General features: G+C 73.5%; 26 protein-coding genes and 1 pseudogene. 8 read left to right on the top strand and 19 right to left on the bottom strand.

Annotation, left to right across the window (positions count from 1 at the left end; all coding sequences use genetic code 11):
• Window positions 1-11: 11 nt before the first annotated feature.
• A complete protein-coding gene (locus ACTWM8_RS15720; protein WP_446209669.1) occupies window positions 12-491 on the bottom strand; it encodes a winged helix-turn-helix transcriptional regulator in 480 nt (159 codons plus the stop codon).
• Window positions 492-607: 116 nt separating this feature from the next.
• Between ACTWM8_RS15720 and ACTWM8_RS15715 the strand changes: the two genes are divergently transcribed.
• From ACTWM8_RS15715 to ACTWM8_RS15700, 4 genes are all read left to right on the top strand, one after another.
• Window positions 608-1,306, top strand: coding sequence for an SDR family oxidoreductase (locus ACTWM8_RS15715; RefSeq protein ID WP_446209668.1), 699 nt, complete (start codon window positions 608-610; stop codon window positions 1,304-1,306).
• 70 nt (window positions 1,307-1,376) lie between these two features.
• On the top strand, window positions 1,377-2,966 hold the full coding sequence (locus ACTWM8_RS15710) for an MFS transporter (RefSeq protein ID WP_446209667.1): 1,590 nt from the start codon (window positions 1,377-1,379) through the stop codon (window positions 2,964-2,966).
• Between the two features lie 30 nt (window positions 2,967-2,996).
• Window positions 2,997-3,824, top strand: coding sequence for a DUF2238 domain-containing protein (locus ACTWM8_RS15705; RefSeq protein WP_446209666.1), 828 nt, complete (start codon window positions 2,997-2,999; stop codon window positions 3,822-3,824).
• A complete protein-coding gene (locus tag ACTWM8_RS15700; RefSeq protein ID WP_446209665.1) occupies window positions 3,821-4,540 on the top strand; it encodes a class I SAM-dependent methyltransferase in 720 nt (239 codons plus the stop codon). The genes ACTWM8_RS15705 and ACTWM8_RS15700 overlap by 4 nt, the downstream gene beginning before the upstream one ends.
• A gap of 65 nt (window positions 4,541-4,605) precedes the next feature.
• Here the strand turns inward: ACTWM8_RS15700 and ACTWM8_RS15695 are convergent, their stop codons facing one another.
• From ACTWM8_RS15695 to ACTWM8_RS15670, 6 genes are read right to left on the bottom strand one after another with little or no spacing between them, the layout of a single operon-like run.
• Window positions 4,606-5,502 (bottom strand): STM4011 family radical SAM protein, encoded by an 897-nt coding sequence (locus ACTWM8_RS15695; protein ID WP_446209664.1) that lies wholly within the window; start codon window positions 5,500-5,502, stop codon window positions 4,606-4,608.
• A complete protein-coding gene (locus ACTWM8_RS15690) occupies window positions 5,499-6,824 on the bottom strand; it encodes an STM4012 family radical SAM protein (protein ID WP_446209663.1) in 1,326 nt (441 codons plus the stop codon). Before ACTWM8_RS15690 ends, ACTWM8_RS15695 begins: the two co-directional genes overlap by 4 nt.
• Window positions 6,821-7,624, bottom strand: coding sequence for an STM4013/SEN3800 family hydrolase (locus ACTWM8_RS15685; protein WP_446209662.1), 804 nt, complete (start codon window positions 7,622-7,624; stop codon window positions 6,821-6,823). The genes ACTWM8_RS15690 and ACTWM8_RS15685 overlap by 4 nt, the downstream gene beginning before the upstream one ends.
• Window positions 7,612-8,712 (bottom strand): STM4014 family protein, encoded by a 1,101-nt coding sequence (locus ACTWM8_RS15680; RefSeq protein WP_446209661.1) that lies wholly within the window; start codon window positions 8,710-8,712, stop codon window positions 7,612-7,614. The genes ACTWM8_RS15685 and ACTWM8_RS15680 overlap by 13 nt, the downstream gene beginning before the upstream one ends.
• 1 nt (window position 8,713) lies before the next feature.
• A complete protein-coding gene (locus ACTWM8_RS15675; RefSeq protein ID WP_446209660.1) occupies window positions 8,714-9,661 on the bottom strand; it encodes an STM4015 family protein in 948 nt (315 codons plus the stop codon).
• A 6-nt stretch (window positions 9,662-9,667) separates the two neighbouring features.
• Window positions 9,668-10,600: an STM4015 family protein gene (locus ACTWM8_RS15670; RefSeq protein ID WP_446209659.1), complete on the bottom strand. Its 933-nt coding sequence runs from the start codon at window positions 10,598-10,600 to the stop codon at window positions 9,668-9,670.
• A gap of 248 nt (window positions 10,601-10,848) precedes the next feature.
• Here ACTWM8_RS15670 and ACTWM8_RS15665 point away from each other — a divergent pair, with 248 nt between their 5' ends.
• Entirely contained in the window at window positions 10,849-12,042 is a 1,194-nt protein-coding gene (locus ACTWM8_RS15665; protein WP_446209658.1) for a CaiB/BaiF CoA transferase family protein, read from the top strand.
• Here ACTWM8_RS15665 and ACTWM8_RS15660 read toward each other — a convergent pair.
• The 4 genes from ACTWM8_RS15660 to ACTWM8_RS15645 all read right to left on the bottom strand — a co-directional run bounded on the left by ACTWM8_RS15660 (window position 12,039) and on the right by ACTWM8_RS15645 (window position 14,106).
• Window positions 12,039-12,551 carry a DUF1877 family protein gene (locus tag ACTWM8_RS15660; RefSeq protein WP_446214568.1) on the bottom strand — a complete coding sequence of 171 codons (513 nt, stop codon included), beginning with the start codon at window positions 12,549-12,551 and terminating at the stop codon, window positions 12,039-12,041. The genes ACTWM8_RS15665 and ACTWM8_RS15660 overlap by 4 nt on opposite strands.
• Before the next feature lie 133 nt (window positions 12,552-12,684).
• Window positions 12,685-13,131: a ribosomal maturation YjgA family protein gene (locus tag ACTWM8_RS15655; RefSeq protein ID WP_446209657.1), complete on the bottom strand. Its 447-nt coding sequence runs from the start codon at window positions 13,129-13,131 to the stop codon at window positions 12,685-12,687.
• 50 nt (window positions 13,132-13,181) lie between these two features.
• Complete coding sequence (locus ACTWM8_RS15650; RefSeq protein ID WP_446209656.1) at window positions 13,182-13,541, bottom strand: hypothetical protein; 360 nt, start codon at window positions 13,539-13,541, stop codon at window positions 13,182-13,184.
• Between the two features lie 40 nt (window positions 13,542-13,581).
• Window positions 13,582-14,106, bottom strand: coding sequence for a GNAT family N-acetyltransferase (locus tag ACTWM8_RS15645; protein ID WP_446209655.1), 525 nt, complete (start codon window positions 14,104-14,106; stop codon window positions 13,582-13,584).
• Between the two features lie 102 nt (window positions 14,107-14,208).
• Between ACTWM8_RS15645 and ACTWM8_RS15640 the strand changes: the two genes are divergently transcribed.
• Both ACTWM8_RS15640 and ACTWM8_RS15635 read left to right on the top strand, forming a co-directional pair.
• Entirely contained in the window at window positions 14,209-14,961 is a 753-nt protein-coding gene (locus ACTWM8_RS15640) for a dienelactone hydrolase family protein (protein ID WP_446214567.1), read from the top strand.
• A gap of 79 nt (window positions 14,962-15,040) precedes the next feature.
• Entirely contained in the window at window positions 15,041-15,754 is a 714-nt protein-coding gene (locus tag ACTWM8_RS15635; RefSeq protein WP_446209654.1) for an RraA family protein, read from the top strand.
• Between the two features lie 4 nt (window positions 15,755-15,758).
• Here ACTWM8_RS15635 and ACTWM8_RS15630 read toward each other — a convergent pair whose 3' ends face one another.
• The 5 genes and pseudogenes from ACTWM8_RS15630 to ACTWM8_RS15610 all read right to left on the bottom strand — a co-directional run.
• Window positions 15,759-17,333 (bottom strand): FMN-binding glutamate synthase family protein, encoded by a 1,575-nt coding sequence (locus ACTWM8_RS15630; protein ID WP_446209653.1) that lies wholly within the window; start codon window positions 17,331-17,333, stop codon window positions 15,759-15,761.
• A gap of 73 nt (window positions 17,334-17,406) precedes the next feature.
• The gene (locus ACTWM8_RS15625; protein ID WP_446209652.1) at window positions 17,407-17,820 is read right to left on the bottom strand and encodes a VOC family protein; all 414 of its coding nucleotides are present in this window, start codon (window positions 17,818-17,820) and stop codon (window positions 17,407-17,409) included.
• 109 nt (window positions 17,821-17,929) lie between these two features.
• Window positions 17,930-18,064 (bottom strand): hypothetical protein, encoded by a 135-nt coding sequence (locus ACTWM8_RS15620; protein WP_446209651.1) that lies wholly within the window; start codon window positions 18,062-18,064, stop codon window positions 17,930-17,932.
• A gap of 31 nt (window positions 18,065-18,095) precedes the next feature.
• Window positions 18,096-18,683 carry an HD domain-containing protein gene (locus ACTWM8_RS15615; protein ID WP_446209650.1) on the bottom strand — a complete coding sequence of 196 codons (588 nt, stop codon included), beginning with the start codon at window positions 18,681-18,683 and terminating at the stop codon, window positions 18,096-18,098.
• Window positions 18,684-18,727: 44 nt separating this feature from the next.
• Window positions 18,728-18,857: pseudogene (locus tag ACTWM8_RS15610) on the bottom strand (IS630 family transposase); the annotation flags it as partial.
• Window positions 18,858-18,925: 68 nt separating this feature from the next.
• On the opposite strand from ACTWM8_RS15610, the gene ACTWM8_RS15605 reads away from it, so the two are divergent.
• Complete coding sequence (locus ACTWM8_RS15605) at window positions 18,926-19,468, top strand: dihydrofolate reductase family protein (protein WP_425754161.1); 543 nt, start codon at window positions 18,926-18,928, stop codon at window positions 19,466-19,468.
• Between the two features lie 83 nt (window positions 19,469-19,551).
• Here ACTWM8_RS15605 and ACTWM8_RS15600 read toward each other — a convergent pair whose 3' ends face one another.
• The 3 genes from ACTWM8_RS15600 to ACTWM8_RS15590 form a co-directional block, all read right to left on the bottom strand.
• Entirely contained in the window at window positions 19,552-20,676 is a 1,125-nt protein-coding gene (locus tag ACTWM8_RS15600) for an IS630 family transposase (RefSeq protein ID WP_446209649.1), read from the bottom strand.
• A 301-nt stretch (window positions 20,677-20,977) separates the two neighbouring features.
• On the bottom strand, window positions 20,978-22,111 hold the full coding sequence (locus ACTWM8_RS15595; protein WP_446209648.1) for a peptidoglycan recognition protein family protein: 1,134 nt from the start codon (window positions 22,109-22,111) through the stop codon (window positions 20,978-20,980).
• Window positions 22,112-22,263: 152 nt separating this feature from the next.
• Window positions 22,264-23,058: a hypothetical protein gene (locus ACTWM8_RS15590; protein ID WP_446209647.1), complete on the bottom strand. Its 795-nt coding sequence runs from the start codon at window positions 23,056-23,058 to the stop codon at window positions 22,264-22,266.
• Window positions 23,059-23,065 lie beyond the last annotated feature (7 nt).

Genomic DNA, 23,065 nt, shown 5'->3' with positions numbered 1-23,065 from the left:
CGGCCGCCGGTCTAGTCCCGGGGGATCAGGCCCGGCCCGGCGAGGAGGGCGATGTCGCCGTGGTCGACCTCGTGACCCTGCTCGCAGCGGAGCACGGCGCGGACCCGGCAGCCGCAGTCGCGGTGGGTGGCCAGCACCGGCGGGCCGGTCTCGTCGGCTGCCCAGCTGTCCCCCCACTGCCGGAGCGCGGTGATCACCGGCAGCAGCTCGCGGCCCTTGCGGGTGAGCTGGTACTCGTACCGGGTGCGCTGCCCCTGCTCGCGGTAGGGCGTCCGTTCCAGCAGGCCGGCGCCGACCAGTTCCCGTAGGCGGGCGGCCATCGCCGGCTCGCCGATGCCGACGCGACGGACGAAGTCGTCGAAACGGCGCGTGCCGAGGAACGCGTCCCGCATGATCAGCATCGCGGACCTGCTGCCCACGATGTCCATGGCCCGCGCGATCGAGCAGTTCGTCATTGACCACGCCTCCCGATCGTCCCGCAGATCCTGCATGGCCCCAGCGTACGGGCTGACTTGCGTTGACGCTAGTCAGAGTGCTTCACTGGGCGAGCTGACTTTTCCAAGGAGAAGCCAGATCCCGCGCAGCGAACCTCACAGACAGGATCTTCATGGACATCTCGACCACTACCGCACTGGTCACCGGCGCCAACCGGGGCTTCGGCCGCGCCCTGGCCGGCGAGCTGCTCGCCCGGGGCGCCACCGTGTACGCCGCGGCCCGCAACCCGGCCCTGATCGACCTCCCGGGCGCCCGGCCGCTGGCACTGGACATCACCGACCCCGCGTCTGTGGCGGCGGCCGCGGCGACCGCCGGCGACGTCACCCTGCTGGTGAACAACGCGGGCACGTGGACCGGGGCCGACCTGCTCACCGGCGACCTGGACCAGATCCGCCTGGAGATGGAGACGCACTACCTCGGCACCCTCTCCGTGGTGCGGGCCTTCGCCCCCGTCATCGAGCGCAACGGCGGCGGCACCGTCCTCAACGTGTTGTCCGTGCTGTCCTGGTTCGGGCTGCCCACCGACGGCGCCTACGTCGCGGCGAAGGCAGCCGAATGGGGCCTGACCAACTCGCTGCGGCTGAAGCTCGCCCCGGCGAAGATCCGCGTCGCGGGCCTGCACGTGGGGTTCATGGACACCGACATGGCCCGGGCGGTCACCGCCCCCAAGGCCGACCCGGCCGACGTGGCGGCGTACACCGTCGACCAACTGGCCGCGGACGCGTACGAGATCGTCGCCGACGACATCAGCCGGAGCGTGCTCGCCCGGCTCTCCGGCGGCGTGGCGGCCCTTTACCCGCAGCTGCCGTAGCCGACACCGCCCCCTACCCGCGCCGGCGGGCTCCGTCCGGCCGACCCCATCACCTCTGCAAGGAGTAGCTGTGCCCGAACAGCAGACCGCCACGACGGGTAGGCGGGCGCCCACCCCGCCCGCCGCCGCGCCCACCGGGCGGACGACCGTCCGTGGTTCGCACGCGGCGACCCTCGTCGCCATGTGCCTGGGTGCGATGGTCACGTTCCTGCACCTCACCGCGACCGTCTCCGCGCTGACCACGATCCAGCGGGACCTGCGGGTCGACCCGACCAGCCTGGTCTGGATCCCCAGCGCCTACACCCTCATGCTGGCCGGCCTGGTGCTCTCCGCCGCCACGCTCGGCAGCCGGTACGGCCGCAAGCGGATGTTCAGCGCCGGCCTCGCCGCCATGATGGCCGGAGCTGCCGTGGTCGCCCTGGCCACCGCCCCCGGCTGGGTCGTCGCGGGACAGCTCGTGGCCGGTGCGGGCGGGGCGCTGATCCTGTCGAACAGCCTGGCGATCCTCGGCGTGACGTTCACCGACCCGCACCGCCGTACCGAGGCCATCACCGCCTGGGCGGCGGCGTCCGGCGTCGGGCTGTCGGTGGGCCCGCTCATCGCCGGGACGCTGCTGGCGCACGTCCACTGGCACGGCGTCTTCCTGTCCAGCGTGGTGCTCGGTCTGCTCACCCTCGCCGTCACCACCCGCTGGGTGGCCGAGTCGCGCCAGCCCACCAGCCGCGTCGACCTGCCCGGCCTGCTGCTGGGCACGCTCGCCGTCGCCGCCGCCGTCTACGCGCTGATCGAGGGCGGTCCCCACGGCTACACCAGCCCGACGGTGGCGGCCGCGTGGCTCACCGCCGGCGCCGCGCTTGTCGCCTTCGTCGTGGTCGAGCTGCGTACCGCCGCGCCGATGCTGGACGTCCGGCTGTTCCGGTCGCCGTCCTTCAGCGCCGTCATGCTCGTCGCCGCCGTGTCGCTGTTCGGCTTCACCGGCGTGTCGATCCTGCTGGTGCTCTTCCACGAACGCGCTCAGGCGCTCAGCCCGCTCGACACCGGCTGGCGGATGCTGGTGCTGTTCGGCCTCTACTCGGTCACCGCCTTCGCCGCCGGTCAGGCGATCCGCCGCACCGGCTTCAAGGCGCCGCTCACCCTCGGCCTGCTGCTCGGCGGCCTGGCCAGCCTGGGCCTGTCCACCCACACCCCGGACACCCCGTTCAGCCAGAGCTGGCCGCTGCTCGCGCTCTTCGGCGCCGCCTGCGGCCTGGTCGCCGCGCCGGCCACCGCGGCGGCGCTGGCCAGCGTCGCGCCCCCGCAGGCGAGCATGGCCGCCGCGGCGGTCAACACCGCCCGCCAGTTCGGCGCCGTGATGGGCGCGTCGCTGCTGGGTACCCTGCTCAGCACCACGCTGATCGCCGACCTGCCGGGCCGGCTCGCCGCCCACGGCGTACCCGAATCCACGCGGACGGCCGTGCAGGCGGCCGTGCGTGCCGGCGCCAGCGACACCGTGACGCCGCCCGGGCCGGTGCGGCAGGCGCTCGCCGAGTCCCTGAACGCCGGCGTGCAGGCCGGGTTGCGGGTCAACGGCGTCGTCTTTCTCGCCGCCGCCGTCCTGGCGCTCGCCGTCGTCCGCAACCGGCCGCACCGGCACCAGCCGCCGGCCGACGGCCGGCGGTGAGTCCGCTGCCGTGAACCCGAGCACCTGATCGTGATCGCGGGGGTGGTGGCCACCTCGGTGGCCGCCGAACTGGCCACCACCCACCCGCCCGGGCAGCGGTTCGGGGCCGATCGGATCGGCCGGGCCGCTGCTATCGTCGGCGTCCCGGGCGGCGACCGGCCGGCCCGGCCAGCCACGAACAGGCGGTCGCCGGTGAGCCGAGCACGTGCCCTCCTCCCGCCGGCGCTGCTGGGCGTCGTCCTCGTCGCGCTGGTCGTCTCCGGCATCCGGCCGTACGACCGGCTGACCTGGCTGCTGGAGACGGTGTGGGTGATCGTCGGGATCCCGGTGCTGCTGCTCACCTGGCGCCGATTCCCACTGACCACACTGCTGTGCTGCCTGCTCGCGGCGCACGCGATCGTCCTCATCGTGGGCGGTCACCACACCTACGCGCGTACCCCGGTGGGCAACTGGGTGCGGGACGTGTTCGACCTGTCCCGCAACCCGTACGACCGGCTCGGCCACTTCGCGCAGGGCTTCGTGCCGGCCATCTTGATCCGCGAGATCCTGGTCCGCCGCTCGCCGTTGCGGGGCAGCCGGTGGCTCGCGCCGCTCGTGGTCTGCGCCTGCCTGGCCTTCAGCGCCCTGTTCGAGATGATCGAGTGGTGGTCGGCGGTGGTCGCGGGCTCGGCGGCCGACGACTTCCTCGCCACCCAGGGCGACGTCTGGGACACCCAGTGGGACATGTTCCTGGCGCTGGTCGGCGCGGTCACCTCGCTGGCCCTGCTGAGCCGCCTGCACGACCGCCAACTCCCGCCGCCGCCCGCCGATCCCCGCCGGTCGTCGGTGGAGCCCGACCAGCCGAGGATGACCGCGTGACGGTCGGTCGCCGGCCGGGCGTCGCACTGCTGGGCACCGCGGCGCTCGAACGGTCGGCGGTGGTGGCCAACAACGCCATGAACCGCGAACGGCAGCTGGCCGGGGTCAACAGCTACGCCCGGGAGCTGGGCTTCAACCCCGTCGACGTGCTCACCGACCGGCTCGCCGGCGGCGCCGCCAGCTCCGGCTGGCTGGACCTCTGCTGCGGTACGGGTCGGGCGCTGATCCAGGCGGCCGGGCAACTGCGCCGGGTCGGGTTGACCGAGCGCACCGCCCTCGTCGGGGTCGACCTGGTGGACGCCTTCGACCCGGCGCCGGCACCGCCGGCGAACCTGCGGCTGGTCTGCGCCTCCGTCGCCACCTGGGCGCCGGACCGGCCGTTCGACCTGATCACCTGCCTGCACGGACTGCACTACGTCGGGGACAAGCTCGCCGTCCTGGCCCGCGCCGCCGACTGGCTGACGCCCGAGGGCCGGTTCGTGGCCGACCTGGACCTGTCCAGCATCCGGCTCGCCGACGGGCGCCCCGCCGGGCGACGCCTCACCGCGCTGCTGCGCGACGCCGGCTTCGCCTACGACTCCCGCCGTCGCCGGATCAGCCGCACCGGCCGCCGCGAGGTCCGCCTCCCGTACCGTTTCCTCGGCGCCGACGACCGCGCGGGCCCCAACTACACCGGCCAACCGGCGGTCCACTCGCACTACGTCGAGGAGCGCTGACCGCGTCGCCGTCCGGCGCCCCCGGCCGACGCAGCCGTCCACGTCGCTCAGCACCGGCGTCCGGGTCAGGCCGGACGCGGCGGCACGGGGGCGGTCGGCGCGGGTGGGCGTACCGGGGGCCAGGCGGCCGGGATGCGTTCCAGCAGTCCGCCGGCGAAGACGTCGCGCAGCCCGAGCGGCTTGAGGTGGACGTACCCGATGTGGCAGTCGCAGATCGCGTTGACGCACGGCCGGGGCCGCAGGGCGGCCCGCCACGACCCGTCGTACAGGTTGCCGATCGGGGCGGGGATGAAATGGCAGCGGCGCACCGTGCCGTCCCCGAGCACGGAGATGGCCGTCTCGCCGGCGTGGCAGGGCCGACCGAGCGACAGGTGCGGCCGGACGCTGTACCCGAAGTGCGGGTCCAGCTCAGTCCAGGTCGCCTCCTCGGCGGCGGGGTAGCGCCGTCCCTCGGCGGCGTTCACCCACAGGTAGACCTCGGCCGGGAGGGCGGCACGCAGCGCCCGCGCCTCGTCGAGGTGTTCCGGCAGGCCGACCACCCCGACCGAGTACCGGATGCCCAGCTCCGACAGGCGGGCGCAGCGCGCCAGGAACCGCTCCCGGCTGACCTGCCCGGGGTGGTACGTCGTCCACAGGGCGGCGGAACCGGCGTCGGCCTCGGCCAGCCAGTCGACGCGGGTGGCGAGGTTGGTCTGGATGACCACCCGGTCCACGTGCGGCAGGTGGGACAGCGACACCATCGCCTCCCGGTACCAGCGGCGGGTCAGCCCTTCGCCCCACGGCGTGAACAGCACCGACAACCGCAGGTCGCGGGTCGACGCCACCCAGTCGGTGAACCGCGCCAGCGCGGCCCGGTCCTCCCGGAGCAGCTCCGGCGGGTCGTGCCGCTTGGCGAACGGGCAGTACGGGCAGTCGTAGTTGCAGCTGGCCAGCGGTCCGCGGTAGAGGATCGCCAGGTTCACCGGGGCACGTACCCGGTCATCGCCGCGCGGACCTCGGCGGAGCTCAGCCAGGGGCCGACGGCGTCCGAGCGGGCCAGACCGGCCGGCGTGAGCCGCAACCCGCCGTCGTCGGCCCAGCCGCGCTCGACGAGCATGCCGAGCTGAGGGAAGTCCTCGGCGGGTGGACGGCCGAAGCGCGCCCGGTAGGCGACCGGGTCGACGCCGTCGGCGCGCAGCAGCGACTTGAGCAGCCACCGCCGGCGCTGCTCGGTGTCGTCGAGGCGGTACCCGAACTCCGCGTGTCGGAAGTCCTCGGCCGGTCGGGCCAGGTAGTCGTCGAGCACCGCGCGCACCTGCGACACGCTGACCGCGTAGTCGAAGGAGTAGTGCAGCGAGGTGGTGTAGGAGCGGGCGCCGCAGCCCAGGCCGACCATGCCGTCGTCCTGGCAGCAGTAGTCCGGGCCGTCCGGGACCGGCGCGTCGGCGCGGCGGAACTGTCGCATGGACTCCTGCCGGTACCCGGCCGCGCCGAGCGTCTGCACCGCCTGCTCGTACAGGGCGAGCCGCTGGGCGTCCCAGTCGGCGCGCCCGTGCGCCCGGCGGCCCAGCCCGGTGAGCGGCCGGACATACAGCGGGTAGAGGTAGAGCTCCTCGGGTCGCCAGGCCAGCGCCGCGTCCAGGCTGGCCCGCCAGGTCTCGGCGGTCTGCCCGTCGATGCCGTAGATCAGGTCGATGTTGAGCACCGGGATCCGGGCCTCGCGGATCGCGGCGAGCGCGGCCTCCACCTCGGTGCGGCGCTGCGGGCGGCCGGCGGCGCGGGCCTCCGCGTCGAGGAAGCTCTGCACGCCGATGCTCACCCGGGTGGCGCCGTGCGCGGCCAGCACCGCGAGCCGGTCCGGGGTCGCGGTGGCCGGCGAGGTCTCCACCGACAGGGGTACGCCGGGCAGCCGGGCACCCAGCGTGCCGGTGGCGATGTCGAACAGTTCGGTCAGCTCGTCGGCGGTGAGGTAGGTGGGGGTGCCACCGCCGAACGCCGCCCGGGCGTACCCGGAGTCGTCGCCGAGCGCGTCGGCGACCTGCTCGGCCTGCCGGCGCAGCTGCCGCAGGTAGGCGGTGACCTGTTCCTCCGGGGCGTTGGCGCGGGTGAACAGGTTGCAGAAGCCGCAGCGCATCTCGCAGAACGGCACGTGCAGGTAGAGGAAGAGCGCGTCGCGCGGCTCGGCCCGCCAGACGTCGGCCAGCAACGGCCGGGGCCGCAGCGCCCGGTAGGACGTCTTGTGCGGGTACGCGTACAGGTACTGCTGGTACGGCGAGCCGTCGAGGCTCGGGTCGGTGCTGGTCACCATTCTCCCGGGTGCAGGGTGAAGTGGGCGTACGGGACGGTCCACACCACGTCGTGGCCGATCCGGTGGCCGGTGTGGCCGTCCTCGCCGTAGGCGGTGCCGTGATCGGAGCAGATGATCGTGAACACCGGCCGGCCCCGCCCGGTGAGCAGGGCGAACAGCCGGCCGATCCGCCCGTCGACGTACTCCAGGGCGGCGGCGTGGCTGGCCAGGTCGTCGACCTCGGCACCGGGCAGGTGGTGGCGGTTGGGCTGGTGCAGCGCGGCGACGTTGAGGAAGGTGAACAGCGGCTGCCGCGCCGGCACCCGGGGCAGCACCTCGGCCAGCCGGTCGAGCTGCGCGTCCAGGCAGGTCGAAGAGGTGACCCCGAACTCCGGCTCCCAGTGCGCCTCGGCGAACAGGCCGGGCAGCACCGCGCCGAGCGGGCTGCGCCGGTTGAAGAAGCCGACCCCGCCCAGGCAGAGCGTGTGGTAGCCGACGTCGGCGAGGGCGGTCGGCAGGTCCGGGGCGTCGAACACCCAGGTGTCGGCGCCGGCGGTCTCGCTGCCGGGGAACGCCGCCGCGTACAGCCGCTCGTGCCGGCCGGGGCCGGTCGGGGTGGGCAGGAAGCCGGCGAAGAAGGCGTGGTGCGCGGCGTAGGTGAAGCTGGCGGGGGAGTGCCGCCGTTCCCACCGTCCCCCCGGCAACGCCCGGGCGAGCGTCGGGGTGCGCCCCGTCGCGGCCAGGTCGGCGGCCACGTCGTGGCGCAACGTGTCGAGGGTGACCAGGAGCAGGTCGTGGCTGCCGATCAGACCCCGCACGGAGCCACCTCCCGCGCCACCGGGCCGGCTGCGGCCCGCCACCGGTCCCATCGGCCGCCGGTCAGCGCGTGCACCTGCTCGGCGTACGTGTCCCGCCCGCCGGCCAGCACCCCGGGCAGCAGGTCACCGAACGCGTTGACCTCGGCGACGGCGTGCCGGCGCCAGCCGACCAGGAACATCAGGTCGACGCCGACGTGCAGCGAGGCGGGGAAGCACGCGGCCACCCGCTCGCAGGTCTCCATCGCCGCCGACCACGCCGCCGCCCCGGCCGCCGCCCGCAGCTCGGCCAGGTCACCGCGCGCGTTGCCCAGGTGCAGGTTGGTCAGTGGGCCCCGGGCGGCGCGGACCACGGCGTGGGTGGGCCGCCCGGCGACCACCACCACCCGCAGGTCGACCACCCGGTCGCGCAGCCCGGCCTTGGGCAGCCACCGCTCCACGTGCAGCCCGTCCGGGGCGAGCCGGTCGACGATCCCGGCGATCTCCGCCTCGTCGCGGTAGTGGCGCAGGCGCAGCGAGTTGAACAGCCCGTCGGGTGTCGCCTCGATGGTGGTGACCGCCTGCACGCCCCGGGGGCCGACGGCGAGGGCGATCACCCCGGCGGCGGACGAGCCGTGCGCGGGCTTGACGAACACCCGGCTCCAGCCGGCGGCCGTCATCGCCGCCCGCAGCCCCGCGTATCCGCGCACCGGGGGCAGCGCGGCCGGCACGGGCACGCCGGCGGCCGAGAGCAGCGCGTGGCAGTGCCGCTTGTCGCAGAGCACCGCGACGTCCCGCGGCGGGTTGAGCAGGGTCGCGCCGCCCGCCGCGACCCGGCCCAGGGCGTCCACCAGCCCGGCGTACGTGTCGGCGAGGCCGATCAGCTCGCCGTGCCGGGCCGGGGTGGCGGCGCGGCGCAGCAGCCGGTCCACCTCCGGGTCCTCGCCGGGCGAGTCCACCCGCACCAGGGTGCCTGCCGCCGGGGGCGCCGCGCCGGTCAGCACGTCGACCCAGGGCAGCACCGTGGGCGGCGGCAGGCCGGCGGCGACCAGCGCCCCGGTGAACAGGGCGACCCGTCGGTTGTCGGGGTTGCCGACCACGGTCAGTCGCATGTCACTCCGACACCGCCGTGTACCGGTAGCTCTCGTCGTCGTACTCGTCGGCTTCCTGCGCCTCGGAGGTGTCCACCCGAACGCCCGGCAGCGCGGCGGCCACCGACGCGGCCGTCTCGTCGGACAGGTAGTGGTGGTGCAGGTCCAGCTCCGCCAGGTGGGCCAACGACCCGCCGGCGAGCAGCGCAGCGGCCCCGGCGTCGCCGAGCGTGCCCAGGGACAGGTCCAGGCGTTCCAGCCGCGCCACCACCGGCGCGGTCGCCAGCGCCGCCGCCAGGTCGTCGGCGATCTCCGCGTTGCGCAGCCCCAGCCGGCGCAGCCGCGGGAACCGCTCACCGGCCAGCAGCGGCTCCAGGTCCGCCACGGTCGTGTCGCCTCCGTAGTCCGGGGTGCCGAGCCACAGTTCCAGGTCGGTGAGGGCGGGCAGGTCGGAGTCGAGCACCGCGGCGACGAACTCCCGGGGCAGGCCGCCGCTCTCCACCGCCAGTTCCCGCAGCCCTTCGTGCCGGACGGGGGAGAAGTCGATGTCGTCGCCGCCGCGCACCCGCAGCACCTCCAGCGCCGGGTAGGCCGCCAGCAGAGGGCTGACGTCACCCACCTTCATCCAGGAGACCTCACACTCCTCACTGGTCATGTCGCCGAGGAACAGGGCCCGCAGCGCGGGCAGGCGCGACGCCAGCTCGCAGAGCTGCGCGACGGGCGCGTGGTTGAACGCCGCGTAGCCCCACGCGCCGATGACCAGGGACTCGACGGACGGCCCGGCCTGCGTGACGAACCGGTCGAAGGCCGCCCGGAACTCCTCGGAGAGCTTGTACTCCGCCGTCTCGTCGAAGTGCCAGTAGGAGAACCGCCACGACACCGGACCCGCCACCTCGGGCAGCGGGCCGTTGGCGGGGACGTCGACGACCGGACGGCCGGCGAAGGTACGCGCGTGGGAACTGAAGGTCATCCTCGCTCACTCTCCGACCGCGGTGTAGCGATAGTGCCGGCCGCGGTGCTCCTCGACGGTCTGCGGGTCGGAGACGTCGACCCGGACGCCGGGCAGGGCCGCGACGAGGCGCTCCCGGCACTGCTCGGACAGGTAGTGGTGGTGCAGATCGAGGCGGCGCAGGTGGGTCAGGGGCTGGCCGGCCAGCAACGCCTCGGCGCCCTCGTCGGTCAGCACCCCCATCGACAGGTCGAGCACCTCCAGCCGCCGCACGACCGGCGCGGTGGCGACCGCCGCGGCCACCGGATCGGCGACCTCGGCGTTGCAGAGCGCCAGGTGCCGCAGCCCCGGCAGGTTGTCGCCGGCCAGCACCGGCGCCAGGTCGGCGACGGTCGAGTCGCCGCCGTACTCCGTGCGGCCGAGCCACAGGTCCAGCCGATCCAGTGCCGGTAGCTCGCACTCGCCGACCGCCCGGGACACCGCCCCGGGCAGCCCGCCGGACTCGACGACCAGCTCGCGCAGCCCGGCGTGCCGGACCGGGTCCAGGCGCAGCCCCTGCGCGCCGCGCACCCGTAGCACCTCCAGCGACGGGTACGCCGCCAGCAGCGGGGTGATGTCGCCGTGGGTCAGCCAGGAGATCTCACACTGCTCGCTGACCAGATCGGCGAGGAAGACCGCCCGCAGCCCGGTCCACTGCGCGGCCGCCTCGACCAGCAGCTCGACCGGGAGCGCCCGCTCGTACGCCGCACCCCACTCACCGACCACCAGGGCCCGGACCGCCTCGGCCGGCACCTCGTCCCGCAGCGCCCGGACCAGGTCGGCGAACTCCTCGGGCTCCGCCTCGAAGTCCTCGACCTCCAGCCGCCACGCCACCGCCGACGGATCCTCCGGCAGGGTCATCCCCGGTGTGAACGGCACCACCGGCAACCCGGCGAACGACGACGCGTGGGAGTGGATCACACCAACCTCCGGTCCGACTGCGGCAACGGCGGCGCGACCGTAACAGGCCCGACCGACACGATGATCAGCACCGGTCGGATCGACGCGCGCCGCCGGCGCCGGTCCGATATGGACGGTCCTGCTTCGTCCTGCTCAGCTGCCGGCACGGACCCTCGGTGTGCCATCGTTTCCTCCATCCGGTGGACGGGCGGCACCGATGCCCGCCGAGGCCGTCGATACGGCATCCACGGCGGGGAAGGGAAGTGGCGATGGGGGAGCAGCGGACCGGACCGCTCGACGGCGTCCTCGTCGCGGACTTCTCGCGCATCCTCGCCGGGCCGTACGCCACCATGCTCCTGGCCGACCTCGGCGCCGAGGTGATCAAGGTGGAGGGGCCCGGCGGGGACGACACCCGGGCCTGGACGCCGCCGGCGCGCGAGGGCGTCTCCACCTACTACCTCGGCGTGAACCGCAACAAGCGCTCGATCGCGCTGGACCTCGCCGACCCCGACGACGTGGCCGTCGCGCGGGAACTCGCCCGCCGCGCCGACGTCATGATCGAGAACTTCCGCCCCGGTGGCCTGCGCCGCTTCGGCCTCGACTACGACAGCGTCGCCGCCGGCAACGACCGGATCGTCTACGCCTCCGTCAGCGGCTTCGGCGCCCACGGCGGAGCGCACCTGCCCGGCTACGACCTCATGGTCCAAGCGGCGTCGGGCCTGATGAGCCTCACCGGTGACGCCGACGGTCCGCCGTACAAGGCCGGCGTCGCCGTGTTCGACGTGATCGCCGGTCTGCACGCGGCGGTCGGCATCCTCGCCGCTCTGCACCACCGGGACCGCACCGGTGTCGGTCAGCACGTCGAGGTGAACCTGCTCTCCTCCGCGCTGTCCGGTCTGGTCAATCACACCAGCGGGTACGTCGCCGGCGGCGCGGCGCCGTACCGGATGGGCAACGCCCACCCGAGCCTCTTCCCGTACGAGCCGTTGCCCACCGCCGACGGCGACCTCGTCGTCATCGCCGGGAACGACGGCCAGTTCCGCCGGCTGTGCCAGGTGCTCGGCCTGCCCGAGCTGCCCGACGACCCCCGGTTCGGGCGCAACCAGGACCGCACCGTGCACCGGGACGCCTTGCGCCCGATCCTGGTGGAGCGGTTGGCCCGGCGGACCCGGGACGAGTGGTTCCGCGACCTGACCGCGGCGGGCGTGCCGTGTGCCCCGATCACCACCGTCGACGGCGGGGTGGCGCTGGCCGAAGAGCTCGGGCTCGACCCGGTGGTGGCGGCCGGCGGCGTGCCCGGCGTCCGACACCCGATCGCCTTCTCCGCCACCCCGCCCCGCTACGACCTGCCACCGCCAGCCCTCGACGAGCACGGCGACGACATCCGTGCCTGGCTGACCGGCCGCCCACACCCCGATCGACCAGCCTTACCCTCGCCCCCGAGACTCGGCGACCGTACCTAGTCGAGCCAGCAGATGACGGCGTTGCCCTCCCGTGCCGCCGCCGCGAAGAACCGCTGCGCGTACGGCAGGTGGTGCGTCACCCACGACAACTGGTCCGGCCGGTCCCAGACCTGCGGGTAGATGTCGGCCCGCTCCAGCTCGGCCTGGTCGACGCCGCGGCTCAGGTCGTCCTCGGTGAGGCCGCCGAGCGTCGCAGCCGCCTCCGCCACCTGCTCCGGGGTGAGGTAGCGGGGCGGCCCGTAACCCCAGTCGTGCTCCGGATCCTCCGCGATGTCGTCCTCGTCCTCCGCGTCCGGCGTCTCGACGAACGCCTCGGCCCCGTACACGATCGGCAGCTCGACGCCGTGCCGGTCGAGCAGGAATTCGAAGGCGTGCCACGCCTTGCCGGTGCCGTCGGTGCGACCGCTCTCGTCGTCCATGGCCGCCCGCGCGAAGTCGTACGCCCAGGCCAGGTCGTCCTTCGCGCGCTTCAGCTCGGCCGGAGTGACCCGCAGCCAGTTCCCGTTCATGCTCACGGGACGGCAGCCTATGTACGTGGTCCGACATCCGCCGACCCTGTTCGTCGAACGACAGTCCCGGCTGTGCCAGGTGCTGGGCCTGCCCGAGCTGCCCGACGACTCGATGTGCGGTCCCGGCAGGCGATCAGTCAGACATGCCACCGCCTTGAGCAGAGCCCTCCCGCTGCCGCTGCCCGCGAGGCGTGAGCGGGACGCCACCGGCTACCAGTCGGTGGAGTGCGGCCAGCGGGATCACCCCGACCGGGTACCAGAGCAGATCGACCGGATCGAACTGGACCCCGAGCGCCAGCCGCGCGACCAGACTCCGGGCCGACAACTCCGCCGGCACCCCGGTGAGCTGCGCGCATTCCACCAGCCAGCAGAACAACACCGCGATCACCCCGACCGGTAACGGCGCCAGCCGCGGCCACAGGAACAGCACTCCCGCCCACACCATCGAGGCGTACAGGGCGGTGCCGGAGTACTGGCGCAACGGGCCGTCGTCGACGGCTCGGATGGCCAGGGCCACGCCGAGGAAGAGCGCCGCCGCCACCGGCATGAGCAGCCGGACCGTCCTCGGCGTGATCGACATTTCGGAGATGCTAGTCACCGCACGTCGAGGACGCCGCCCCTGTCCTCGGCCTAGGCGACCCGCGGCGCGGGCAGGATCGGCAGCGCCGCCCGGTGGGCCGTACCCGAGACGTCGCCGGTCTGGATGACCTCGGTGGCCTCCGCCGCGACCTCGCCCCCGGCGGTGGCCGTCGCGCCGCCCGACCCGGCAGCCGGGCGCGCGGCGTCCGCGTCGATGGCGGTGAGCAGGGCCCGCAGCCGGCCCACGTCGTCGGCGGCCAGCCGGAAGGAGCCTCGGCAGACGGGCCCGCTCCACAGTGAGAGCACCACGGCACCGCGTTCCGGGTGGTAGCTGACCCGCATCGTCCGCTCGTCGCCCCGCGTGTCGGTGAACAGGTCACCGAAGCTGGGCATCGGTAGCACCTCTCCCATCACCCCAGGATGCCCGAGCGGCGGGCGCGCGGGAAGGCCGCTAGAGGTCGGCGAAGGGCTTCGGGTACGCGAAGGGGCCCTGGATGTCGGGCCGCCAGGCGCTCATCGGCCGGGCCATGAAGTACGGCGGACCCCACGGGCCGGGCGGTGTCACGCCCAGGTCGACCGCCGGGCGGAACCCGAACCGCGGGTAGTACTCCGGGTGCCCGAGCAGCACGACCAGCGGCTCGTCCAGCGCGTCGGCCGCGCCGAGCACCGCGTGCATCAGCGCCGACCCCACGCCCCGGCGCTGCCAGGCGGGCAGCACCCCGAGCGGGCCCAGGCCGAGCGCCACCGGCGCGCCGGCCACCGTGCCCCGGGTGCAGACGACGTGCCCGACGACCTGCCCGTCGGCGTCGGTGGCGACCAGGGAGAGGGCGGGCAGCCAGCCGTCGTCGGCGCGCAGCGCGTCGACCAGCGGGGCCTCGAGGGGTACGGCGTCCGGGGCGTCCGCCGAGGCGAACGCGGCGGTGTGCACCGCCCGGATGGCGGCGATGTCGGCGGGGGTCTCGCGTCTGATCAGCATCGGTCCGGATCCTGCCGAAGTCGGGCGGGACGGGCCACTCCATTTCGTCAGGCGACGCTCCGCCTTGGGTAGCGTCGGGACGTGACGACGAACAGGCTGCCCGTGCGGACGACGACCGTGGACGTTCCGACCAGCGGCGGCGGCGCCGACGCGTACCTGGTCCGGCCGGACGGGGACGGCCCGTTCCCGCCCGTCCTGCTCTTCATGGACGCGTTCGGACTGCGGCCCCGGCTGGCCGAGATGGCGCAACGGATCGCCGCCGAGGGGTACGTGGTGCTGGTGCCGAACCTGTTCCACCGGGCCGGCCGGGCACCCCTGGTCGACCTGACCGGTCTCGCCGACCCGGAGCAGCGCGGCGCGCTCTTCGGCCGGCTGATGCCGCTGATCACGGCGCTGACCCCGGACGTGGTGGTCCGGGACACCGCCGCCTACCTCGACTTCCTGGCCGCCCAGCCGGGCGTGACGCCCGGCCCGGCCGCCGTCACCGGCTACTGCATGGGTGGGACGAACGCGCTGCGCGCGATCGAGGCGCACCCGGACCGGCTCGCCGCCGCGGCCAGCTTCCACGGGGGCCGGATCGTCACCGACGCGGCGGACAGCCCGCACCTGGCCGTCGGCGCGGTCACCGGCGAGCTGTACTTCGGGCACGCCGACAACGACCAGTCGATGACGGCGGAGCAGATCGAGACGCTGGAGAAGGCCCTGGAGGCGGCGGGGGTCCGGCACCGCTCCGAGGTCTACACCGGCGCGCACCACGGCTACACGATGGCCGACACCCCGATGTACGACGAGCAGGCCACCGAGCGGCACTGGGCGGCCCTGTTCGATCTGCTCGACCGGACCTTCCGCCGCTGACCCCCGGGTCGCGGGGAGCAGGCCACGAGTACGGAAGTGGCCGGCCACCGGGCCGGGCCGGGCGCACTACGGTCGGGGCATGAACGTCGATGCCCCAGACCTGCGCCGGCGGTTCGCGGCGCTGACCACCGCCCACGTCGCCGACGCCTGCCTGCGCGCCGGGGTGCCGGTACGCTGCGCGCCGGCCGCCGTACGACCAGTCCTGCCCGGCGGGCGGCTCGCCGGCCGGGTGACGCCCGCCCGGCACGTCGGCAGCGTCGACATGTTCCTCGAGGCGATCGACCGGGCGTCGCCCGGCGACGTGCTCGTCGTCGACAACGGCGGGCGCACCGACGAGAGCTGTGTCGGCGACCTGGTGGTGCTGGAGGCGCAGACCGCGGGCCTGGCCGGCGTGGTGGTCTGGGGCCTGCACCGGGACACCGCCGACATCCGCGCGGTCGGGCTGCCGATGTTCAGCCTCGGCGCGATCCCCACCGGCCCGCAGCGCCTCGACGCCCGGCCGCCCGGGGCGCTCGCGTCGGCCGAGGTGGGGCAGTGGACGGTGGACGCCGGCGACGTCGTCCTCGGCGACGACGACGGGGTGCTCTTCGTGCCAGCCGAGCGGACCCGGGAGCTGTTCGACCTGGCCGAGTCGATCCGGGACACCGAGCGGCGGCAGGCAGACCTGATCCGCGCCGGCGTGCCGTTGCGGGCGCAGGTGGGCTTCGGCGCGTACCTGGCCCGGCGGGCGGAGGACCCGTCGCTGACCTTCCGCGAGCACCTGCGGGCGGTGGGCGGCGCGATCGAGGAGTGAGCGGTCAGCCCATCGCGGTCGCCGAGGGCGGGGCGCTGCCGCCCTGCGGCGCCTCCCCGGTCATCAGCGCGACGATCTCCGCCCGGTCGGCCGCCGACGGCAGCCCCCATTCGGGCCGGTACCCGTACACCTCGCGCAGCGGGGTGGAGGCGGTCCGGCCGTCCAGGATCTCCACCGCGTCGGTGTCGATCAGGCCGGGGTGCTCGACACCGCACGCCTCGGCCACCTTCACCAGGTCCCGCCGCAGGGTGCGGATGTAGTTGGCGGCGCGGACCGACTTCAGGGTGGGATCCAGGCCCCGGGCGAGCCACGGGTTCTGGGTGGCCACGCCGGTCGGGCAGGTGTCGGTGTGGCACTTCTGCGCCTGGATGCAGCCGATCGCCAGCATCGCCTCCCGGCCGACGTTGACCATGTCGCAGCCGAGCGCGAACGCGACGACGGCGTTGTCCGGCAGGCCCAGCTTGCCGGCCCCGACGAAGACCGTCTGCTCGTGCAGGTCCTTCTCGGCGAAGGTGCGGTAAACGCGGGCGAAGCCCTGCTGGAACGGCAGCGACACCGAGTCGGTGAAGATCAGCGGCGCGGCGCCGGTGCCGCCCTCGCCGCCGTCCACGGTCACGAAGTCCACGCCGCGCCCGGTGTCGCGCACCAGCGTGGTCAGCTCCTCCCAGAAGCCGAGGTCACCGACGGCGGACTTGATGCCCACCGGCAGGCCGGTCTCGGCGGCGAGCAGCTCCACCCAGTCCAGCAGGCTGTCGCAGTCGGAGAACTCGGCGTGCCGGGACGGGCTGACACAGTCCTGCCCCCGCGGGATGCCCCGGGTCGCGGCGATCTCGGCGGACACCTTCGCCCCGGGCAGCAGCCCGCCCAGGCTGGGCTTGGCGCCCTGGCTGAGCTTGACCTCCAACGCCCGGACGGGGGCGCCGGCCACCAGGTCCTTGAGCCTGTCGAGGCTGAACCGGCCGCGCTCGTCGCGGCAGCCGAAGTACGCCGTGCCGATCTGGAACACCAGGTCGCCGCCGTTGCGGTGGTACGGCGACAGCCCGCCCTCGCCGGTGTTCTGCAGGCAACCGGCCAGCGCCGCGCCCTTGTTCAGCGCGGTGACCGCGTTGCCGGAGAGCGAGCCGAAGCTCATCCCGGAGATGTTGACGATCGACTCGGGGCGGAACGCCCGGGCCCGCCCCCGCGCCCCGCCGAGCACCTTCGCCGCCGGCAGCCGCACGTCGTGCCCGGCCGTCGGCGCCGACGGCGGCACGGCCCGGCCGAAGGTGCGGTGCTTGATGATCGGATAGCCGGGGGTGTACTCGATGTCGTTGTCCGTGCCGAAGCCGAAGTAGTTGTTCTCCTGCTTGGCCGAGGCGTAGATCCAGCGCCGCTGGTCGCGGGTGAACGGCCGCTCCTCGTTGTTGCCGGCCACGATGTACTGCCGCAGCTCCGGCCCGATCGACTCCAGCAGGTAGCGCGCCCGGCCGATGACCGGGAAGTTGCGCAGCAGCGCGTGGTCGCGCTGCAGGACGTCGCGTGCGGCGAGGCCCGCGAGAGCGGCGGCGACGACGGGTACGGCTCGACTGGCCCACTTCATGCCCGCCACACTCCCCGGTCCCGCCGCCGCCCAAACAGCCTGCGGGCGCGCTACCTCGGCCCGGCGTTGCGGCTCAGACCTGCGCCTGGGTGATGTTGACCATCCACGGGGTGCCGAACCGGTCCTCGCACTGACCGAACTCGTCGCCCCACATCTGCTTCTCCAGCGGCACGCTGACCACGCCGCCGGAGGAGAGCTGCTCCCACCAGCGGCGCAGCTCGTCGGCGTCGTCGCCGCTGAGGCTGACCGTGTTGGCGTTGCCGCGTCGGATCTCCATGCCGGGCGGCATGTCGGAGGCCATCAGCACGTGGCCGTGGGCCGTCCGGAGCAGGGCGTGCATGACCTGGTCGGCGATCGCCGGGTCCTCGGTGCCGAACTCGCGGAACGTGGTCAGCGACAGGTCCCCACCGAAGACCTGCTTGTAGAATTCCATCGCCTCGCGTGCGTTGCCGGCGAAGTTGAGGTACGGGTTGAGCTGGGTAGCCATGGCACCCCTCCGTGACTTGGTGACCAGCGCATCGTCCCACCCGTCCGGGGTGCGATGGCGGCGTACACGCCGATCGGGATACGGACCGGCATGGCGCTGCCCGGCTGAGTCACGCCGCGACGAAGGCGCCGGCGCGGGCCACGACCGCCGTCGCCCGCTCGGCGACCGCCACGCTCGGCGCGCTGCGCAGCGCCGTTCCCGCGCGCACCCCGGTCGGCCCGGCCGGTACGCGCCGCCACGACATGCCGCCCCGACAGGGACCGACGGGGCCCTACCTACACCGGGTGACTCGCCTGGAAGGCGAGCCGTCGGTCCGCGTCGGCGGCGAGGCGGGTCAGGATGTCGTCGAGGTCCATGAAGGCCTGCCACGGCTCGCTGCCGGTGGCCCGGGCCAGCCGGTTGACCACCAGCTGTTCCAGCTCGGCCACCCGCTTGCCCTTCCAGACCTTGTCGGCGAGGCTGACCAGCAGGTCGTCGAGATTGACGTCGCCGCTCCGCCAGCCGGCGTGGGTCGCGGCGAACCGAGCCAGCGCGGTGTCGACACCGTGGCGCAGCAGCAGTTCCCGACCGGCGGGCTCGTGGGCCGACCCGGGCCCGCTGAGTTCCTCGGGGTGGACGACCTTGCCGATGTCGTGGGTGGCCGCGCCGAAGAGGACGGCTGCCCGGTCGAACTCCAGCAGGGGGGACCAATCTGCCAGGGCGGCGGTCAGGTGCCAGGCGACATCGTGCACGGCGCGCAGGTGCGCGGCGAGCCGCGGCGGCGCGTCGAGGGTGGACAGGAGTTCGGCGACCGGGGCGGGCAGGGCTCGCAGCGGTGGTGGGCCGGGGTCGGTGAGAGCGCGGTGCAGGGCGGCGGCGATCACCCGAGCAAGACTAGTGCGGTGACCACAAACGATCACCGGGTTGGTCACGTAGCCCGGGACTGGGGACGACCCCACGTGTCGTTCACTCCGTACCCGGGCACGTTCCCGACGCTGCGCGACCAGCACATCCGGATGCCGGTTGTTCGCGTTGGGCCACCGCAGATACGCGTGCAACTACGTCGCCCTCCCCACCGGCCGAACTATGATTCGGCCCCGGCCCCCAAAATCCTTGGAGAAGACGGGTGAGCGATGTGAGCATCGGCACCGGCAAAGTGGTCGTGAACAGGGCGATGTCGCTGGACGGGTTTATCGCCGGTCCTGGCCACGCGATGGATTGGATCTTCGAGTACCTGACTGCGGATACGTTCCCGGAGGTTATGGCGGCCACGGGTGCCATGCTCATCGGCCGGGGCACGTACGAGGTCGCCAAGCGTATGGCCGACCAGGACACCCCCTACGACGGGGGAGGACAGTTCGTCCTCACCCACGAGCCTCCCGACGAGCCGGACCCTACCGTCACGTTCCTCACCTGTGACATCGAGGAAGCCGTTGCCACGGCACGCAGCGCCGCGGGCGGCAAGAACCTGGAGATCCTCGGTGCTGACGTGGCCGCCCAGTGCCTGCAGCGCGGGCTCGTCGACGAGATCCTGGTGTATGTCCTACCGGTGCTGCTCGGCGACGGTGTCCGCTTCTCGCCCCCAAGCCTCGACAGGATCGACCTGGAACCTTTCAGCAACACCCAGTCGGGCGCCGTCACAATGCTCCGCTTCCGCGTGCGAAAGTAGGCGCAGCCCTCCAGCAGTTGACACCAGCACGTAGCGGACACCCTGACGTCTAGTGCTCTGACCAGAAACGTCGACGGTGTTGGTCAGGCCGCCGCCCGTGCCGGGGTCTGACCCCATCGGTGTTGGCGTTCGGAGCGGATCCGGGCGCGTTCGCGTCGTTGGGCGGCCAGGACGTCGGGGTGGCGGGCGTTGGCGTTGCGCCACCGCAGGTGGGCGTGCAGTTTCCGGGCCAGCACCGGGTGGTTGGGGTGGTTCGACCCGGCGATGACGAACGTGCGCAGCGGCCCGAACTGCGCCTCGATCGGGTTCGCCCAGGACGCGTAGGTCGGCGTGAAGCACAGCTCGACTCGGTTCCTGGCCGCCCAGGCCCGGATCTTGACGCCCTTGTGCGCGGAGAGGTTGTCCAGGATGACGTAGATCGGCGCGCCGTCCGGGCGGGCCGCCCGGATGCTCTTGAGCGCGGTCAAGGTGTTCGCCGCGGCCTTACGCTGCCGCACGACACCCCAGAGCTGGTCGTCGCCGAGGCTGTAGCAGCCGTGGAACTGCCGCACCCCGTGGAGCTTGCGGTAGTTCGCCGGGAGCCGGTCGGGATGGCCGGCCGGTGCCCACGACGCGCCGCCGTGCGGGCGGATCGCCAGGGGGCCGAACTCGTCGAAGGCGAACACCCGGTCCGGGAACCGGCTGGTCACCTCCTCGATCCGGGCGAGTTTCGCGTCGCGGTCCGGGTCGGTGGACTCCTTCCAAGTCTTCGTCCGCTGGAACGTCAACCCGTGCTCGCGCAGCAGCAGGCGCAGCCGCTCGCGGGAGACCTGCACCCGCCGGGCACCGCGGTCGTGGACCAGGTGGTCAGCGAGTTTGCGCAGGCTCCACCGGGTGAACGGCAGCCCGAGCGCTTCCGGACGAGTGGTGGCCGTCGTGATGATGAACGCCTCGTCATCAGGACTGATCAGGCGGGGACGGCCACCCGCCCACTCAGGGTCCAGACTGGCCATCCCTCGGTCATTGAAGCGGTGGATGACTTGGCGGACCGAATCCTCATCAGCCTGGACCAGCCGAGCGATCGCCGGCACGGTGTTCCCGCCGGCCGAGGCGAGCACGACTATCGCCCGACGCAGCCGGATCGGCGAGCCTGTTCCTCTCCTGGTGATCCTCAGCAGCTGCTCACCCTCCTGGTCAGACAGCCGCCGCACACGCACGGGTTCTGCCACCCGCCCAGCCTGAGCCCAGCCACGCCACCCGACCGGCAGGTCGAGCGGCGTGTCATCCAACACCGTGAACGTTTCTGGTCAGAGCACTAGGTCGGCCTGCCGTGTACGCCGCCGTCGGCACTGACGGCGGCACGCCGAGCGGACTGTGAGGGCTGCGGCGCCCGGCCTGTGCAGGAGTGCCGGCTCGAACTCGGCGGGGGTCAGAGCGGACGCGCGGAGCTGGCCGGCCGTCGTCACCGGTCCCGCCGACGGGGGCCGGTGAGGCGTCTAGCCGACCGCCCCACCGGGCCCGGTCGCGTACTCAGTCCTGGCGGAACGACTGGCGCACCACCCCGCCGACCAGCGCGCACCACGTGCTGGTGCTGACCTTCCCGTTGTCCGGCAGCCCGTGCAGCTGCTGGATGTCCTGGACGGCCAGTTTCGTCGCGTGGTCGTACTCGCCGGTGACGGCGACGTCGGCGTAGCCCTTCCAGTTGAGGATGAACTGCACCGCCTGGACCGGCAGGCCGGTCGCGTCCTTCTCCAGCTCCGGCGCCAGGGTCTCCCAGGTGGGGCCGGTGATGGTGGCGTCGATGTCGACCGGGATGCCGTTGCGGGCCTGCCAGTCCTGCACGGCCGCCACGGTGGCGGCGTCGAAGGCGCTGTTCGGCGTGACGGCGTAGCCGCGGTACGCCAACAGGTACTGCGCGACCCGGACGGACGGGGAGCCGACGAAGCGCCACAGGTCGGGCCAGCGGCGGGCCGGCACGTCGGCGAGGTCGGTGCCGAGCTTCTTGAACACCCGGCGGCGCACGTCGGGGAAGAGCCGGTAGAACGTCGCGCCGGGGCAGAGGGTGGTGCGGAAGTCCCAGTGGCCGAAGATGTCGTGGGCGTGCAGGCCGTACTGGCGGCAGATGGTGGTGCAGAGCTTCACCAGCGAGTCGAGCAGCTCGTCCGGCGGGGTGTCGGTGACGTAGGTGCCCTCGTTCTCGATGCCGATCGCCCGGCCGTTCTCGCCGGGGCAGTGCGCCGAGACCATCTGCCGGTCGCCGGCCTGGAGCCGCTCCAGGCTGCCGTGCCGCCCCTCCATCACGTAGCCACCGCGGCTGATGGTGAAGTGCTGGCCGGTGTCGGACCAGCGGTTGCCGTCCATGTGCAGGTTCTGGCAGTCCCGGGCGAGCTTGATCGCCTGCGCCTCGGAGTAGTCCGTGACGTTGGGGAACGCCATGTGGTGCACGATGATCTTGTTGGTGGGGATGGCGCTGATCACCAGCGGGTCGGCCGGCGGGCGGGCGCCCCACTCGTCGCAGCTGTAGATCCAGTCGAGGTCCGCGCCGGGATCGGCCTGCGCGGCGACCGGAAAGGCCAGTTCGGACCCGACGACCGCGACGGCGGCCGCGCCCAGACCGGCCCGCAGCAGGGTACGACGGTCGAGTTCAGGGTGGTCGAAGTGCATGGCATCTCCTCGGCGGGCCGGCGGTGGCCCAGGGGGCAGCGATGAAAGAGAACTCCAAAGTGCGCGCGCGAAGTGGAGGATATTGCCATGAGCGGCCCGGGCGCTAGAGGCCCGCGTCGATCCGATGTGCCAGGACGGGCGCCCCGGCGGCGTCAGGCGGGCTCGCCCAGTCCCAGCAGGTCGGCGATCCGCAGCAGTTCGTCGACCCGCTCCGCCACCCGCCGCGGCGTCAGTGGACGGCGATCGGTGACCACGGTGTACAGCTCGTCGCCGATGACCGTCCAGGGTGGCACCAACCCGGTCACATGCGCGGCGTGCAGCGCCGGGGCGACGAGCCGGTCGGCGAGGTCCGTGTCGCGCAGGACGATCCGGTATCGGCGGACGAACTCGTCCTCGCCCGCCCGGGCCGCGGCGATCGTCCGGCGGCGCTGCACGGCCGTGGTGGGGTAGGGGCGCGGCAGTCGCAGGATCGCGAAGTGACCCCTGCCCTCGACCCGGTCCGCGCCGGCCAGACCGTCGTGCGTCCAGGCGACCTCGCCGACCGTCACCGGGTACCCGCCGAGGTCCCGGGTCAGGGCATACCCGACGCTCACCCGGTCGGGGCGGAACTGCCCCGAGGTCCACGGCCAGACCGTTCGCCCGATCACCGGCGACCAGCCGGCCCCCTCGCCCCAGCGCAGCACCCGGCGGCGCGTCCACGTCCGCCACCGCCGGTACGCCACCCCACCGGCCCAGAGCGCCGCGAAGAGCAGCACCAGCATCGGGACGACGCCGATCCGTCGGGCGACCTCGTGCGAGGCGAGCCGGATCGACCCGCCGAGGGCGACCGGCAGGCAACACAGGATCGACCCGACGCCGAGCAGGCCGAGGAGGGTGCCGCTGGGCCGGCGGTGGGGTCGGACCGGCATCGGGCTCCAGGCCCGCTCGTCGGGCCCGGAGCGTGTCACGACGCCA

It is taken from the genome of Micromonospora sp. IBSANI012, from assembly GCF_052814045.1.
Note: the sequence above shows the minus strand (reverse complement) of the source record. Positions and strands in the feature narration are given on the sequence as shown.